Source organism: Undibacterium umbellatum (assembly GCF_014284125.1).
Classification (GTDB): domain Bacteria; phylum Pseudomonadota; class Gammaproteobacteria; order Burkholderiales; family Burkholderiaceae_D; genus Undibacterium; species Undibacterium umbellatum.
Map to the genome: position 1 here is coordinate 15,496 of NZ_JACOFX010000027.1, position 12,617 is coordinate 28,112.

At 52.3% G+C, this 12,617-nt stretch carries 15 protein-coding genes and 1 pseudogene; 3 read left to right on the forward strand and 13 right to left on the reverse strand.

The window, feature by feature from the left end; translation table 11 throughout:
* The first annotated feature begins 10 nt into the window (after positions 1 to 10).
* Positions 11 to 1,369 (forward strand): glycosyl hydrolase family 18 protein, encoded by a 1,359-nt coding sequence (locus tag H8L47_RS27120; RefSeq protein ID WP_186956947.1) that lies wholly within the window; start codon positions 11 to 13, stop codon positions 1,367 to 1,369.
* Positions 1,370 to 1,443: 74 nt separating this feature from the next.
* Here H8L47_RS27120 and eutC read toward each other — a convergent pair whose 3' ends face one another.
* From eutC to eat, 3 genes are read right to left on the reverse strand one after another with little or no spacing between them, the layout of a single operon-like run.
* Positions 1,444 to 2,244 carry an ethanolamine ammonia-lyase subunit EutC gene (eutC, locus tag H8L47_RS27125; protein WP_186956948.1) on the reverse strand — a complete coding sequence of 267 codons (801 nt, stop codon included), beginning with the start codon at positions 2,242 to 2,244 and terminating at the stop codon, positions 1,444 to 1,446.
* Between the two features lie 6 nt (positions 2,245 to 2,250).
* Positions 2,251 to 3,648, reverse strand: coding sequence for an ethanolamine ammonia-lyase subunit EutB (locus H8L47_RS27130; protein WP_186956981.1), 1,398 nt, complete (start codon positions 3,646 to 3,648; stop codon positions 2,251 to 2,253).
* Positions 3,649 to 3,650: 2 nt separating this feature from the next.
* Complete coding sequence (gene eat / locus H8L47_RS27135; RefSeq protein WP_186956949.1) at positions 3,651 to 5,066, reverse strand: ethanolamine permease; 1,416 nt, start codon at positions 5,064 to 5,066, stop codon at positions 3,651 to 3,653.
* Between the two features lie 181 nt (positions 5,067 to 5,247).
* On the opposite strand from eat, the gene H8L47_RS27140 reads away from it, so the two are divergent.
* Positions 5,248 to 5,655, forward strand: coding sequence for a hypothetical protein (locus H8L47_RS27140; RefSeq protein WP_186956950.1), 408 nt, complete (start codon positions 5,248 to 5,250; stop codon positions 5,653 to 5,655).
* A gap of 170 nt (positions 5,656 to 5,825) precedes the next feature.
* Here H8L47_RS27140 and H8L47_RS27145 read toward each other — a convergent pair whose 3' ends face one another.
* From H8L47_RS27145 to H8L47_RS27175, 7 genes are all read right to left on the reverse strand, one after another.
* Positions 5,826 to 6,032 carry a hypothetical protein gene (locus H8L47_RS27145; protein ID WP_186956951.1) on the reverse strand — a complete coding sequence of 69 codons (207 nt, stop codon included), beginning with the start codon at positions 6,030 to 6,032 and terminating at the stop codon, positions 5,826 to 5,828.
* Positions 6,022 to 6,615 (reverse strand): RNA polymerase sigma factor, encoded by a 594-nt coding sequence (locus H8L47_RS27150; RefSeq protein ID WP_186956952.1) that lies wholly within the window; start codon positions 6,613 to 6,615, stop codon positions 6,022 to 6,024. The genes H8L47_RS27145 and H8L47_RS27150 overlap by 11 nt, the downstream gene beginning before the upstream one ends.
* A 1-nt stretch (position 6,616) precedes the next feature.
* A complete protein-coding gene (locus tag H8L47_RS27155) occupies positions 6,617 to 6,826 on the reverse strand; it encodes a YgaP family membrane protein (protein ID WP_186956953.1) in 210 nt (69 codons plus the stop codon).
* 98 nt (positions 6,827 to 6,924) lie between these two features.
* Positions 6,925 to 7,266 carry a low molecular weight protein tyrosine phosphatase family protein gene (locus H8L47_RS27160; RefSeq protein ID WP_186956954.1) on the reverse strand — a complete coding sequence of 114 codons (342 nt, stop codon included), beginning with the start codon at positions 7,264 to 7,266 and terminating at the stop codon, positions 6,925 to 6,927.
* Between the two features lie 45 nt (positions 7,267 to 7,311).
* Entirely contained in the window at positions 7,312 to 8,019 is a 708-nt protein-coding gene (locus H8L47_RS27165; protein ID WP_186956955.1) for a hypothetical protein, read from the reverse strand.
* A gap of 143 nt (positions 8,020 to 8,162) precedes the next feature.
* Positions 8,163 to 8,495 carry a DMT family transporter gene (locus H8L47_RS27170; RefSeq protein ID WP_186956956.1) on the reverse strand — a complete coding sequence of 111 codons (333 nt, stop codon included), beginning with the start codon at positions 8,493 to 8,495 and terminating at the stop codon, positions 8,163 to 8,165.
* Positions 8,496 to 8,677: 182 nt separating this feature from the next.
* A complete protein-coding gene (locus H8L47_RS27175) occupies positions 8,678 to 9,829 on the reverse strand; it encodes a serine hydrolase domain-containing protein (RefSeq protein ID WP_186956957.1) in 1,152 nt (383 codons plus the stop codon).
* 251 nt (positions 9,830 to 10,080) lie between these two features.
* Here H8L47_RS27175 and H8L47_RS27180 point away from each other — a divergent pair, with 251 nt between their 5' ends.
* A complete protein-coding gene (locus H8L47_RS27180; protein WP_230413934.1) occupies positions 10,081 to 10,902 on the forward strand; it encodes an APH(3') family aminoglycoside O-phosphotransferase in 822 nt (273 codons plus the stop codon).
* Positions 10,903 to 11,066: 164 nt separating this feature from the next.
* Here H8L47_RS27180 and H8L47_RS27185 read toward each other — a convergent pair whose 3' ends face one another.
* The 3 genes and pseudogenes from H8L47_RS27185 to H8L47_RS27195 form a co-directional block, all read right to left on the reverse strand.
* Complete coding sequence (locus H8L47_RS27185; RefSeq protein WP_186956958.1) at positions 11,067 to 11,789, reverse strand: lysozyme inhibitor LprI family protein; 723 nt, start codon at positions 11,787 to 11,789, stop codon at positions 11,067 to 11,069.
* 277 nt (positions 11,790 to 12,066) lie between these two features.
* Positions 12,067 to 12,372, reverse strand: a pseudogene (locus H8L47_RS27190) (DUF6714 family protein); the annotation flags it as partial.
* 18 nt (positions 12,373 to 12,390) lie between these two features.
* On the reverse strand, positions 12,391 to 12,615 hold the full coding sequence (locus H8L47_RS27195) for a hypothetical protein (protein WP_186956960.1): 225 nt from the start codon (positions 12,613 to 12,615) through the stop codon (positions 12,391 to 12,393).
* Positions 12,616 to 12,617: the final 2 nt, after the last annotated feature.

Below are 12,617 nucleotides of genomic sequence, written 5' to 3' on the forward strand. Positions count from 1 at the left end.
GAGTATCAAAATGACGAACCTGGCAAACGGTATCAATGCGTGGCTCTTTTTGAACGAAGATGAACCACCCGGCACCAACTACAACAGCGCAAACAGTTGCTTTCAAACGCTGATTAACTACAGAACGTACGACAGCGCCAATTTTCTTGGCATTGCATTCTTTGAGATCACGCCTGCCACCAACGGTTACACCATAGAAATAGGCAGCGCATCTCATCAGGGTGGGCTGAGCAATCAGGATTATCTGAATTCTGTGCTGCATGACGCCCGTCAGGTCAATCCAAACATCAAGTTCCTGGCGACCATGGTGTATTCGGGTAGTAATACCCTGGCAGGGATATTTACCGCTGGCGGCGACCCGCAAACAGAGGCCACCGCATTTGCGAATAACCTGGTTGCCTATCTGCAAAACACTGGAATGAATGGCCTCGATGTTGACTGGGAAGGAGATGTTTCCGATAACATGACCCAGGCGCAGTTTAAAATCCTGTTCACTACGATACGCCAGGTATTTGATCAGCAGCCGGTCAAATATTACCTTTCGTTCACACCTGCATGGCCTACCGATACGATAGATTATCCTACCGTCAATAGCGCTTTTGATTTTGTCTCACCACAATTCTACGATGGCACACCGTTGTCCAGCTTCCTTCATGCTGGCATATCCCCGTCTGTGATAGGCTATGGCGCTCAGTTTGAACCAGGCAATTCAGCTCCAAATACGAGCGCGCAACAAGTTTGGAGCGCTGTCAGCAATGGCTTTAGCAGCGGTGGCAGCCAGTACAGTTATCAGGACATTTTTATGTGGCGCCTGAACTCTGGTAATTTCCAGTTCGAACAGGCACAGTTCATGATTCTCTCGCAATTAGCGAACCCGCCTGCAGGTAATGCTTTCGACGACACGGCAATTATCGCTGCTGCTGGCAATCCTATTTTGACGCAAATGACGGTACGCTCGGGCGACGTACTCAACGCCATCCAGTCCGTCAATACCGGTACCGGCCCCTACAATACTGGTACCCAGAGAAATACGGAAACAGGCGTCTTTACCACCTTGCAGCATGGCGGCAATAGTGGCACTGGCCAGGTAATCAATATTCCGTATAACGATCCTATCGTATCGATCTCTGGCTTTACCGGCACATGGTTTGGCTGGCAATGTGTCTTGCAACTGACCCTGACCGGAAAAAGCGGCACCAATTATGGCCCCTTCGGCAGCATGGCCCACGCCAGCTCCCGCAACGCTTTTTCACAGACCGCACAGCCAGGTCAAAGCGTCGTTGCCTTTAAAGGCTCTACCGTCACGGTGCCTTTGGCAGACGGTAGCCAGACAGCGATCATCGCAAAACTGAATGCTGTTTTTGCCTGAGTAATTTTTTGCCGGGTCTGCACGGGAAACTGTGCGGGTCCGGTGAAATCAGTTGCAAATACAGTTGGCGTATCTTACTTTTCCAGCAAGAAATTGTTTGTACCTTTACCGCCAAGCTTAACTGGCGCGTCGGTTTCATCCTTCAATGCCACCCCCGTCAGGCCACGTTTGCGCGCTTCTGTCAGCAAGTAATGCAGTTTATAGGCCGCCTGCTCATAGCTGAGCCCATCCGGGCGTATGTTGGAGATGCAGTTGCGGGCGGCGTCAGTCAGGCCAGGCTGCGGAGCCCAGCTCAGATAGGCACCCATGCTGTCGGGTGAACTCAGGCCCGGCCTTTCGCCGATCAGGACAAGCACGGAGCGGGCATTGAGCAATGCGCCTGTTTCGTCGCCGAGTGCGACCCTGGCTTGCGTGGCAATGATGATGGGGGCCAGGCTCCAGTTGTCGGGCGTGAGTCTGGCCTGCAAACTGCTCAGCAAAGGCAGGGCGTTTTGCGCAACGGCGGGGGCAGATAAGCCGTCAGCAATGACGATGGCGAGATCAGTTGGCGGTAAAGATAATTGTCTCAGATGCTGCCTTGCTTCTTCATTCAATCTGCGACCCAGGTCTGGCCGCTGTAAATAGGTATTGCGGTCAATTGCTGCGCTGTTGACGTGCAGGCTTTGGTACCCGGCTTGCTGCAACGCCTCTGCCATTGCGATGACATCCAACGTCTGATGCACGGCATCACGGGCACGCGCATGGGCGAGCTGGAAAGCCAGTTGCGCACCGGTCGGCAGGCTGACACCAGCGCGGCCCAGGGCGATGCGCGCCTGGGTGAACTGGCGCAGGTCTTGCCAGGGATTGGTGTGAACGGGTGGCTTGGGGGTAGTCATTGAGGTTCAGCTTAGGCGCCGCAAAGCAGTTTCAAAACCAGAGGGCAAGGCATCATGCAAATGCAATTGCTCATCGTGTTTGTATATCTCCATCTGCTTGAGCCATGCTTCAAACTCAGGCGCTGCCCGCAGGCCCAGCACGCGGCGCAGATACAGGGCGTCATGGAAAGACGTGCTCTGGTAGTTGAGCATGATGTCGTCCGAACCCGGCACGCCCATGATGAAATTGCAGCCTGCGGTGGCGAGTGAAGTCAACAAAATATCCATGTCATCCTGGTCAGCTTCGGCATGGTTGGTGTAGCAGACATCGCAACCCATGGGCAAGCCCAGCAGTTTGGCGCAGAAATGGTCTTCGAGACCAGCGCGTATGATTTGCTTGCCGTCGTAAAGATATTCAGGCCCGATGAAACCGACCACAGAATTCACCAGCAAGGGCTGGAATTTGCGAGCCACGGCATAGGCACGAGCCTCACAGGTTTGCTGGTCCATGCCATGATGCGCGTTCGCTGACAAAGCGCTGCCCTGGCCGGTTTCAAAGTACATGACATTCTGACCCACCGTGCCGCGCCCCAGTGAAAGGGCGGCGCTGCGTGCTTCTGCCAGCAGCGCGAGGTTGATACCAAAGCTGCTGTTGGCAGATTCGGTGCCTGCGATGGACTGGAACACCAGATCGACTGGCGCACCACGCTCGATTGCAGCCATGGTATTGGTCACATGGGTGAGCACGCAAGACTGAGTGGGTATCGCATATTGTTCTATGATGGCATCCAGCATGTGCAACAGCTTGATGACTTGCGGCACATTGTCGCTGGCGGGATTGATGCCTATCACAGCGTCGCCACTGCCATACAATAATCCATCGAGTATGCTGGCGGCGATGCCTGTCGCGTCGTCAGTAGGGTGGTTAGGTTGCAGGCGTGTGGCGATACGGTTTTCCAGACCCAGGGTATTGCGGAAAGCAGTAACGACACGGCATTTTTTTGCCACCAAAATCAAATCCTGCACGCGCATGAGCTTGCTGACAGCGGCTGCCATTTCTGGTGTGATGCCGGGTGCCAGCGCCGTTAGCGTCGCGGTATCTGCCGCATCGGACAATAACCAGTTACGAAAATCCCCCACGCTCAAGTGGCTGATGGCGTTGAAGGCAGCGGCATCATGTTCGTCAATGATAAGACGGGTGACTTCATCGCTCTCGTAAGGCACCAATGCTTCATTGAGGAAGGTTTTTAACGGCAACTCCGCCAGACACATTTGTGCGACCACGCGCTCTTCTGCACTTGATGCTGCCACACCTGCCAGCAAGTCGCCAGAACGTAGCGGCGTAGCCTTGGCCAGCAAGTCTCTGAGGTCGCGGAACTGGTAAGTGCGTGTGCCGACGATGTGGGTAAATTGCGCTGCTTGCATAGTCATCTTGCCGGGGTTTTCGTGGTCATGGAATTGCTGTCTGCTTCATCCTGCATGGGTGACCGTTTGCCCACTGTCATCGCATGATAGACATAGGCCAGCGCCAGGAACAGGCAGAAGATTCCGAATATCAACAGATTATAGTAAATCATGGTGACCATGCAGATGCAGGCGCAGATCAGGGCGAATGCAGGCGAATAAGGATAGAACGGCGCACGGAATGGCCGCACCAGGTGTGGCTCTGTGCGGCGCAGTTTGAACAGGCTGAGCATGCTGACGATATACATCAGCAGCGCGCCAAAGACACTCATGGTGAGTATATTCGCGGTCAAACTCTGGCCACCTATCTTGATCAGTTCATCGCTATAAATCGCAGCGATACCGATGGCACCGCCAGCCAGAATTGCCCGGTGCGGTGTCTTGAAGCGCGGGTGTATCTTGGCAAAAAAAAGCGGCAGATAATTCTCACGCGCCAGCGCAAAAATCTGGCGTGAATAACCAAGTATGATGCCGTGGAAAGAAGCGATCAAACCAAACAGTCCCAGCCACACCAGCATATGCAGCCAGTTGCTGTTATCGCCCACCACCAGCTTCATCGCCTGCGGCAGCGGGTCGTTGATATTCGCCAGCTTGGTCCAGTCACCCACACCACCGGCAAACACCATCACGCCTATCGCCAATGTCACCAGGGTGATGATGCCGCCTATATAGGCGATGGGGATGGAACGTTGCGGGTTGCGCGATTCTTCTGCTGCCATCGCCACGCCTTCTATCGCCAGAAAAAACCATATCGCAAACGGGATGGCTGCGAACATACCTGGCAGTGAAGCAAGGCTGAAATGATCTTGCCCGGCCCAGCCACCCTTGGTGAAGTTGGACATGCTAAAACCAGGCGACACTACACCCATGAACACCAGCAATTCAAATATCGCCAGCAGCGTGACGGCAAGCTCAAAATTGGCCGCGATTTGTATGCCCAAAATATTCAGTGTCATGAACACCAGATAGGCAGTTACTGCCGCTGTCTTGGGATTGATTTCAGGAAATTGCACATTCAGGTAAGCACCTATCGCCAGCGCAATGGCTGGTGGCGCAAATACAAATTCGATGAGGGTAGCGGCCCCGGCAAAGAAACCACCTAGCGGCCCAAACGCCCGCTTGCTATACGCAAACGGCCCGCCCGCATGCGGGATGGCCGTGGTCAGTTCAGTGAAACTGAAGATAAAGCTGGTGTACATCGCCGCAATGAACAAGGCCGTGACCGTGAAACCCAGTGTACCCGCAGAAGCCCAGCCATAACTCCAGCCAAAATACTCACCCGAGATGACCAGCCCAACTGCGATGCCCCACAACTGCAAACTGCCCAGCGTAGGTTTCAAATGCGCAGTCGTGCTTGACGTGGCCTGATTGGGTGTCATGGATAGCCTCACTGTGGGGTAGGGGTGAGTCAAGTATCCATGATTCGGGGCGTTATCACAAGTGCCAGATATGGGTTGGAAGGGAGGTTCTAATTCGTATATTCTGTGAACCAAGACAAGTTATTATTACGCTCAACTTATACTGCAATTTTTAGCTATCACAAAAAAACGAGGCCCGGCCATGAGTTTGAATGCCCATTTATATATAGCAGAGACATTTTCCTATGCAAATTTGCGTGGCTTCATTCTTGAACGTGGGGGCTGGGAGGTCCAGTCGAATTCAAAAGAGGCGGTACAGTTCTTTTTGCCATTTACAGAAGGACACGCTCATGTCTTCATGGATTTGATCTACAAGGAAGAGATATGGGACGATAGTGATATAGTTTATCTACAAAAAATTCAAGAAAAATTAGGTACAGAGCCAAAAGCAAGCATATTCTTTGACTTTGGCAATGAGACATGCCCACAGTCTTATTGTGAACTGGCATATGATTTTTGCCGTAAATGGCATGCGATCTTTGAAAATCCTGCTGAACAGCTATTTTCTTGTGAACAGCTTAAAGAGAAATTGAAATTGGTAGATGTGTGATTGCTTCCGAATACTCTCCTGCTCATTCACTGTAACACTTGTACTCAATGTGTAGGTTGGGCTACGTCTTACCAGCCCAACACTGGGCGCTTAAAAAACGTATACGTCTGTTGAGGCCGAGTGTTGGGCTGGTGAAGCGTAGCCCAACCTACGAGAAGCCTAATCCACGGTTAGCTTTTCTTCCGCCTCTCATACAAAGTCTCAATCAAACCCATAGTCCAACACATGGGACACCCACGCATCAACAAAAATGCACCAATGAGCGCGAGGCCCGACCACATCATGCCCAAAGGTTCGAGAAAGAATGCGGCAATCACCAAACCCAATGCACCAAGACCGCGCAACAAATGCACCGTCACAGACGTACTACAAAACATGATTGCCTCCATCGTGTTGCGTAACTCCGGCAACTTCCGGCGCACCATCCTTGAGCCAGTAACCACTGTTCAGCAATTGCTCACGCACTTGCGCACGGGCGCGGTGCAAGCGGCTTTTGACGGCTTCCAGGCTCAGGCCCAATTGCGCTGCTACTTCCGGCGCAGTCAGTTCATGCACGTCGCGCAGGATCAGCACTTCTCGATAGGGTGGGGATAAACGCTCCATCGCCCGCACCAGGTCCAGTCTCAGGTCTGTGGGCACCTTGGTAGCCGCAGGCATCTCGCTTTCATCGAGCTCGTCCAGCGCATCATGATATTTTTTTATGCGCAACAAACGAAAACACTCACGCTCGACGATGCGAAACATCCAGGTGGCAAAGGTGGCCACGCAGCGCAGTGCACCAACTTTGCGGTACAGCGACCACAAGGCCATTTGTACTGCGTCTTCGGCATCTTCTGCGTTCGAGCAGGTACGGCGGGCAAAGCGTTTGAGGTCGGGCTGGCAAACTGTCAGCAGCTCGGCAATGGCTGTACCATCACCTTGCTGGGCAGCTTCCAGTAATTGGGTGCGGGACAGGCTCATCTCAGTTATCCAGGTATTTGCGCCCCACCATGGCACAGGCGGGACAAAAGCCGACAAAGGCTGTCATGACCATGGTGACAGCACTGGCAATGATAATCCAGTTCAGCGTGCCCTGGAACTGTCCGCTGAAGGCCAGCCAGCCCAGCGCGATACCGCTGATGATGCGCAGTGCGCGTTCCCAATGGGGCAAATTGCGTTTGATATGAAACATGGTGAACTCCTCTTTGTAATGAATGACACTGACCAAGAGTGTTTATCCAGCTAAAAGGATTCAGTTTTTTTCAAGATAATTGAAAATAATGAGAAAAATCAGTTCAAACCGAGGATGTCGCCTACTGATTGTTGCAATTGTTCTACCAGTTCGGCATCCATATACTTGTATTCATCAGGGATATCCAGCACATGCACAGGCTTGTGGCCTATCAGGTTACGGTAGCTGGCCATCAGGCGTGACTTGTGTTTTTCTTCCATGACAAAAATCTGGTCTGCCCATTCTATGTCAGCGGCAGAGACTGGGTGACGGGCATTGGGGCTGGTGCCACCAGAGCGGGCGCGCACCATGGGGTGCTTGCGCCAGACCTGCTCAGCAGTCGGGCTGCGCCACTGGTTGCGGCTGCAGACGAAGAGGGCGTTGATGGGGGTGTCAGGCATATTGCAGGCTTGGGATAGCAAAACCGCCATCATGCCAGATACTGGCTATTTCTTGGTGACTTGCATCTGGGCATTGGCTATGTCTATGATACCTGTGGTCTTGCAATTCTCGGGTGTGGCGATCGCACCTGCCTCAAGCATAGCTGGTTCGCATATGTCAGCGTCGAGCCAGAGTTGCAGATGGCCGTCTTTCTTGAGATTGGTAACGGCTACCAGTGCGCTGGTTTCATACAGGTCGCTCATGTTTTTGACGCCCTTGAGTTCAAACACGCCGCCCAGTGTCACTGACAACATGATGCCGTAACTGGTGTCGTAGTAAGGATCTACATTGCCGTCGCCAGTCTCTTTCAGGTAGTAGCAGTCGCTGACCAGCAGTTTTTCAGCCATGCCCAGTTTGCTGTATAGCGTTATTTTTGGAGAGAGGCAGTGCTTGTTTTTAAGGGTAGCCAGGGTTTGCTTGTGCTGGGCAGGCGTCAGGTATTGCGAGAGCGCAGCGGGATCTTCGAGCAGGTGCGTAGAAAATTTCTCTGCTTCGGGTGCTGCCTGCAAACCAGAGTGATCTTCATTGCCTGCCATAAAGATGAGTTCATCTGGTGTGCTGCTAACTGCTGGAATGCTTGCGCTGGATGCGGTGACGACGTTGGCAGTTGGGCTGGCAGGCACAGCAGCATTGCTATGCCATGAACGCCCAAAAAACATCGTTGTTGCGAGGACAGCAGCGCCCAAGGTAATAATCGGGACCGACTTGTTCATAGAGTCTAAGGATATGGGGGAATTGCAATAACCGCCACCATAAACGACTGGCCGCAATCTCACCACGATTTTTACTCAACGTAACATAAATGCATGGCAGAAATCAGTGAGAGAAATAGCGAATATGTGCCTGGAAATGTAGCTCAATGTTGCCCGCTACCTGAAAACACATTCATCACAATGACACCGGCAATGATCAAGGCCATGCCCAGCAGCGCAGGCGTATCCAGCTTTTGTCCAAACATGAACCAGCCCACAGCGGTAATGAGCACAATGCCCACACCCGACCAGACGGCATAGGCAATGCCCACAGGGATGACCTTCAGCGTCAGCGACAAGAAGTAAAACGCCAGTGCATATCCCACTACAACCAGCACCGAAGGCCCCAGCCGTGTGAAGCCTTCACTTGATTTAAGTGCCGATGTGGCGATGGTTTCTGAGACGATGGCGATAGCCAGAAAAAGCCAGTTTTTCATGATGGATGTCCTTGGTGAGAGGGCATTATGCATGTTGACAGATGTGCTGAACAGTCTTGTCAGTTCATCGAATGTCTGCGCAAATTACCCTGCAAATCACGCGTCACACCGGCTATATAAAGAACAGATGAAGTTGGCGCATTGTCATTGCCCCTGTCATGATCAGACAGGGGCAGGCCAAATTACTTCGCCGCGTCGTCGTACAGTGCAGCAATGCCACCCGCCAGCGCATGCGGTTGCGCGCCCTGCAGATTGGTCAGCACCACCACAGTTAAGCGCTTTTCTGGCAGGTGCACACGCCAGGTGGCTGCGCCGCCACCATAAGAAATAGCGGGCTGTTTGCCAAAGGGCATGAACATGAAGCCCAGGCCAAAGTCACCATTTTGGCCATTCCGCAGTTTGTAGGGAGTGCTCATTTCCCCGAGCAATGCAGGCTTGATGAACTTGCCGCTGGCCAGCCCTTGTTCAAAATTGACGAGGTCGTGGATATTGCCATTCAAGAGTCCGGCAGGGGCCATATGATCGGGCATGAACTTCGCGCCATAATGGTAAATCTTGTCTTGCATGACGACGGGGCGGCCATTTTTCATTTCCAGCTTGCTATGGTCTTTAGTGATATCGAGAGAAGTATATAAATCACTGCGGCCAGGGATGATAGACCAGGCATCACCAAATTTTGCACCCGTGATACCCATGGGCTGGAACAAACGGGTTTGCAGGAACCGTTCGTACGGCATGCCACTGATTTTTTCTATGACCATGCCCAGCAGCATATAGCCAGTCTGGTTGTATACAGATTTTTCACCGGCGGGCTGTAGTGGCAATTTTTCCAGCTCCTGCAAGAGTATGTCGCGGTCACCGCTGATGGTGATGATATTGACGTCATCGGTGATTGCATCCGGCAAGCCTGAAGTATGCGAGAGGCAATGACGCAGTGTGACGCCAGACCAGGCCGCAGGCAGTTGTGGCAGGATTTTTGTGATGGAGTCGTCGAGTTTAATGCGGCCATCCTGCACCAGTAACATGATGGCGCTCGCCGTAAAGGTCTTGGTCATCGAGGCCAGTGGATAGACAGTATCTGCCCTGGTTGCCACATTGTGTTCTATGCTGGCCACGCCATAAGTGCCTTCCTTGATAAGCTTGTTATCACGTAGCACAGCCACTGCCATGCCGGGTATGCGCCGCTTTTGCATCTCGGCACGCACATAATCATCGATAGTATCGGCATGTGCCTGCATGGGGGTAGCTGCGAAACTGCCCAGCAGCGCCAGGCTCAATGCTATTGCACGATATTTGGGGAACGGGGATACTGCGGAGTGCGGTATTGATTGCATTGATTTTTCCTAGGTTGGTTTTCATGCTGGCTGGCCGGATCAGGGCACATCGCCATCACACTGCTTCTTGTCAGTTGATAAGTACAGGCTTACTTTATCGCAAGCTTAAACGGGCCGCTAAGGAGAAAAGATAGATTGCAAAAACAGGGGAATGGACTGCAAAAATCGCAGATGAATGACAAGGCCATGTATGGCAGCAAAGATCAAAGTTGAATAAAATAGCTTGAATTAAGCTGCGTAGCCCAAAGATCATGGACACCCGCAAACCTAAGTTGCCGCCCATGCACCCCATGCACCCCTGGTACCAATTACCGACTGCCATCACACGCTTCATTGCAGACGCATCGCTCACCGCCGATGACATCGGCGAATCACCGTGCAGTGTGTATCGCTTCAGCAAAGGCGGCGAAAACTTCTTTCTCAAGACTTCGCCACCCGTGCTGGCACCCACAACTTATAGCGTCAAACGCGAAGCACAGGCCTTGCAATGGTTGAGCGGGCGCATAGGCGTGCCTGAACTGGTGGCTGTGGTTGACAACGAGTATGGCGAAGCCATGATCACCCGCGCCGTACTTGGTAAGCCCTTGTCTGCACGCATAGAAGCCGGGCAGCCTGTCAGCCATTTATTCCTCGAAGCCCTGCGCCAGTTGCAGGGCATACCTATCAAGGATTGCCCCTTGCATGCAGGCGCAGCCATTCGCCTGAAGGAACTGGAATATCTGGTCAGCAAAGGCTTGCATGACCAGGAGTATGTGCTTGACCAATGGCCGGGCCTGCATGACGAGCAAGACCTGCTCAGGCAATTGCGTGCCACAATGCCTGAAGAAGACCTGGTATTCGCCCATGGCGACCTGGGCGACAGCAATCTCTTTGTCGATGCGAACGACCAGCTCTATTTCATCGATCTTGGCCGAGCAGGCATTGCCGACCGCTGGATGGACATCGCCTTTGCCCACCGCAATTTGCGTGAGGATGTTTCTGGTAAAGTGGCGGATGAATTTCTGAAATCGCTGCCTTATGTGGATGAACCAGCCAAGCGGGAATTTTTTATGCAACTGGATGAGTTGTTTTAGTGGTGTGAGTTTCATTGCGCAAGCGCACGCTGAAAAGCAATGGCAAAAATTCTTACCAGGTAAGCTCCGCTACGCTCAGCATCGCAGTGATGTGCGGATAAAAAAGTGCGCATGGGACCTCAGGTTACACACGATCAGTAAAACGTTCACTCACCGCGCTAGCCTTAATCTGCTACGCAAGCCTTCTTCGACTTATCTGCGCGCAGAAAGCTTGCTCCGTTCGCAAAACTGGCTTGGGCACCACAGCGTGAAGAGCATCCATCACCTTCTGCTGACAAGACGATCTGGTGTTGTTTGACGGTCAGCTTGATCTGGCAGTTCTGAAAATCATGTTCGCCTTTTTCAGGCAAATAGCTATACACATTGCCAGCCATTGCAAACTTGCCATTGAGGCTGCAATTGTGTCCATTCGATTGCACGAGTATGGTATTTACCTGTGCCTGGGCATTGCCTAGGCTTTTGATTGCCAGACAGTCCTGTACGATCGCGTGTTTGCCATTGGCAAATTCCATGTTATGGCTGAATTCGTAGTTACCATCCAGCTTGCTATTTGCCGGTGTATCTTCATTCCATTGCGTAAGAAATGCGATGCGGCCAACATACGCATTTTCCAGGCATTGCACATTCTTGCAGGCATCGCGTGTCGTGCGCAACCAGCGTTGTTGGCTGGATTTGAGTAACTCGCTGGTATCGGTGCCGGTGGCTGGCCTGGACGTTTTTATCGTAGACTTGTAGGCACCGGCAAGCTGTTCGTCCAGTGTAGAGAGACTGCCGGTTTCACATATCATGCGCTCTACCGGTTTGGTGGCCTTGCTGCAATCAAAGCTGGCGGCCTGAGAGGTGCTGGCCAGCGTGGTAAATAAGGCGAAAATGAAAAGCAGGCGCATAGCTTGGTGATGTAAGTTGTGACTAAAGAAGCTAATTTTATGTCAATTCATGTACTCTCTGTCACAGATTTCTAGGCCATAACTCAACAATCGTCATTACCTTAATTTGGTACCTTGCCGTTGCTGCGGCAATTGCAGTAACGCCAACCATCTCCCTGCCGGGTGAGTTTGGTGACACCAGTACGCGGGGCGAGGTCTTCTTTGCTGAAATTGGTGCTGGCCTGGCAGACTGCTGGTAGGTACGTCGACCGCATCATATAAAGGACATCAAGGCGAATTACTCATTCCAGTAGCCTAGCAGGGCATTGAAGATATGCTCCCACTCATGGCTAAAGTCTTCGTCATCAAGCCTCAGATTGAGGTAATCGATGACGATCGTTCTTTGTGCAGCATTCATGAGCGCAAACTTCTCTTCCTTGACGCTGCTTTGTGTCAGGTAGTAAAGCAAGTCAGTGTTGAGTTGCCCGTCCAGGTCTGCCAGCATAAAGGCGGGAAGATGGAAACGCATGCCTGCTGCATCAAAAAAAGACAAGCTGCTGTAGCAGAAATTTAAGGCATCTATGTTGATACGCCGCCAGTCAGTTTTTTCATCTTTTACCCGCTAGGCAGCGCAGGCTTGTTCACCTGCAAAATCATCCAGCCCCTGAGCTTCATATAAGCCTGTGCCTTCACCTAACTGGACATCAGCAAACGCCAGCTGTATTGCATGTTTGAGCGACGTTACGCGCTCGCCCAGTTGTTGCCGCGCTTGTGCCTGCGCGATGGTGGCAGCTTCATAGCCGTCAGCGCGCATGGCATCGACATCCTGTTGTGTGGGGTAGCTCATGA

What these genes read in the sequence shown, in the direction of transcription:
- H8L47_RS27120 (WP_186956947.1), top strand. Translation starts at nt 11, where the DNA reads ATGACGAACCTGGCAAACGGTATCAATGCGTGGCTCTTTTTGAACGAA.
- eutC (WP_186956948.1), bottom strand. Translation starts at nt 2,244, where the DNA reads ATGACTACCCCCAAGCCACCCGTTCACACCAATCCCTGGCAAGACCTG.
- H8L47_RS27130 (WP_186956981.1), bottom strand. Translation starts at nt 3,648, where the DNA reads ATGCAAGCAGCGCAATTTACCCACATCGTCGGCACACGCACTTACCAG.
- eat (WP_186956949.1), bottom strand. Translation starts at nt 5,066, where the DNA reads ATGACACCCAATCAGGCCACGTCAAGCACGACTGCGCATTTGAAACCT.
- H8L47_RS27140 (WP_186956950.1), top strand. Translation starts at nt 5,248, where the DNA reads ATGAGTTTGAATGCCCATTTATATATAGCAGAGACATTTTCCTATGCA.
- H8L47_RS27145 (WP_186956951.1), bottom strand. Translation starts at nt 6,032, where the DNA reads ATGTTTTGTAGTACGTCTGTGACGGTGCATTTGTTGCGCGGTCTTGGT.
- H8L47_RS27150 (WP_186956952.1), bottom strand. Translation starts at nt 6,615, where the DNA reads ATGAGCCTGTCCCGCACCCAATTACTGGAAGCTGCCCAGCAAGGTGAT.
- H8L47_RS27155 (WP_186956953.1), bottom strand. Translation starts at nt 6,826, where the DNA reads ATGTTTCATATCAAACGCAATTTGCCCCATTGGGAACGCGCACTGCGC.
- H8L47_RS27160 (WP_186956954.1), bottom strand. Translation starts at nt 7,266, where the DNA reads ATGCCTGACACCCCCATCAACGCCCTCTTCGTCTGCAGCCGCAACCAG.
- H8L47_RS27165 (WP_186956955.1), bottom strand. Translation starts at nt 8,019, where the DNA reads ATGAACAAGTCGGTCCCGATTATTACCTTGGGCGCTGCTGTCCTCGCA.
- H8L47_RS27170 (WP_186956956.1), bottom strand. Translation starts at nt 8,495, where the DNA reads ATGAAAAACTGGCTTTTTCTGGCTATCGCCATCGTCTCAGAAACCATC.
- H8L47_RS27175 (WP_186956957.1), bottom strand. Translation starts at nt 9,829, where the DNA reads ATGCAATCAATACCGCACTCCGCAGTATCCCCGTTCCCCAAATATCGT.
- H8L47_RS27180 (WP_230413934.1), top strand. Translation starts at nt 10,081, where the DNA reads ATGGACACCCGCAAACCTAAGTTGCCGCCCATGCACCCCATGCACCCC.
- H8L47_RS27185 (WP_186956958.1), bottom strand. Translation starts at nt 11,789, where the DNA reads ATGCGCCTGCTTTTCATTTTCGCCTTATTTACCACGCTGGCCAGCACC.
- H8L47_RS27195 (WP_186956960.1), bottom strand. Translation starts at nt 12,615, where the DNA reads ATGAGCTACCCCACACAACAGGATGTCGATGCCATGCGCGCTGACGGC.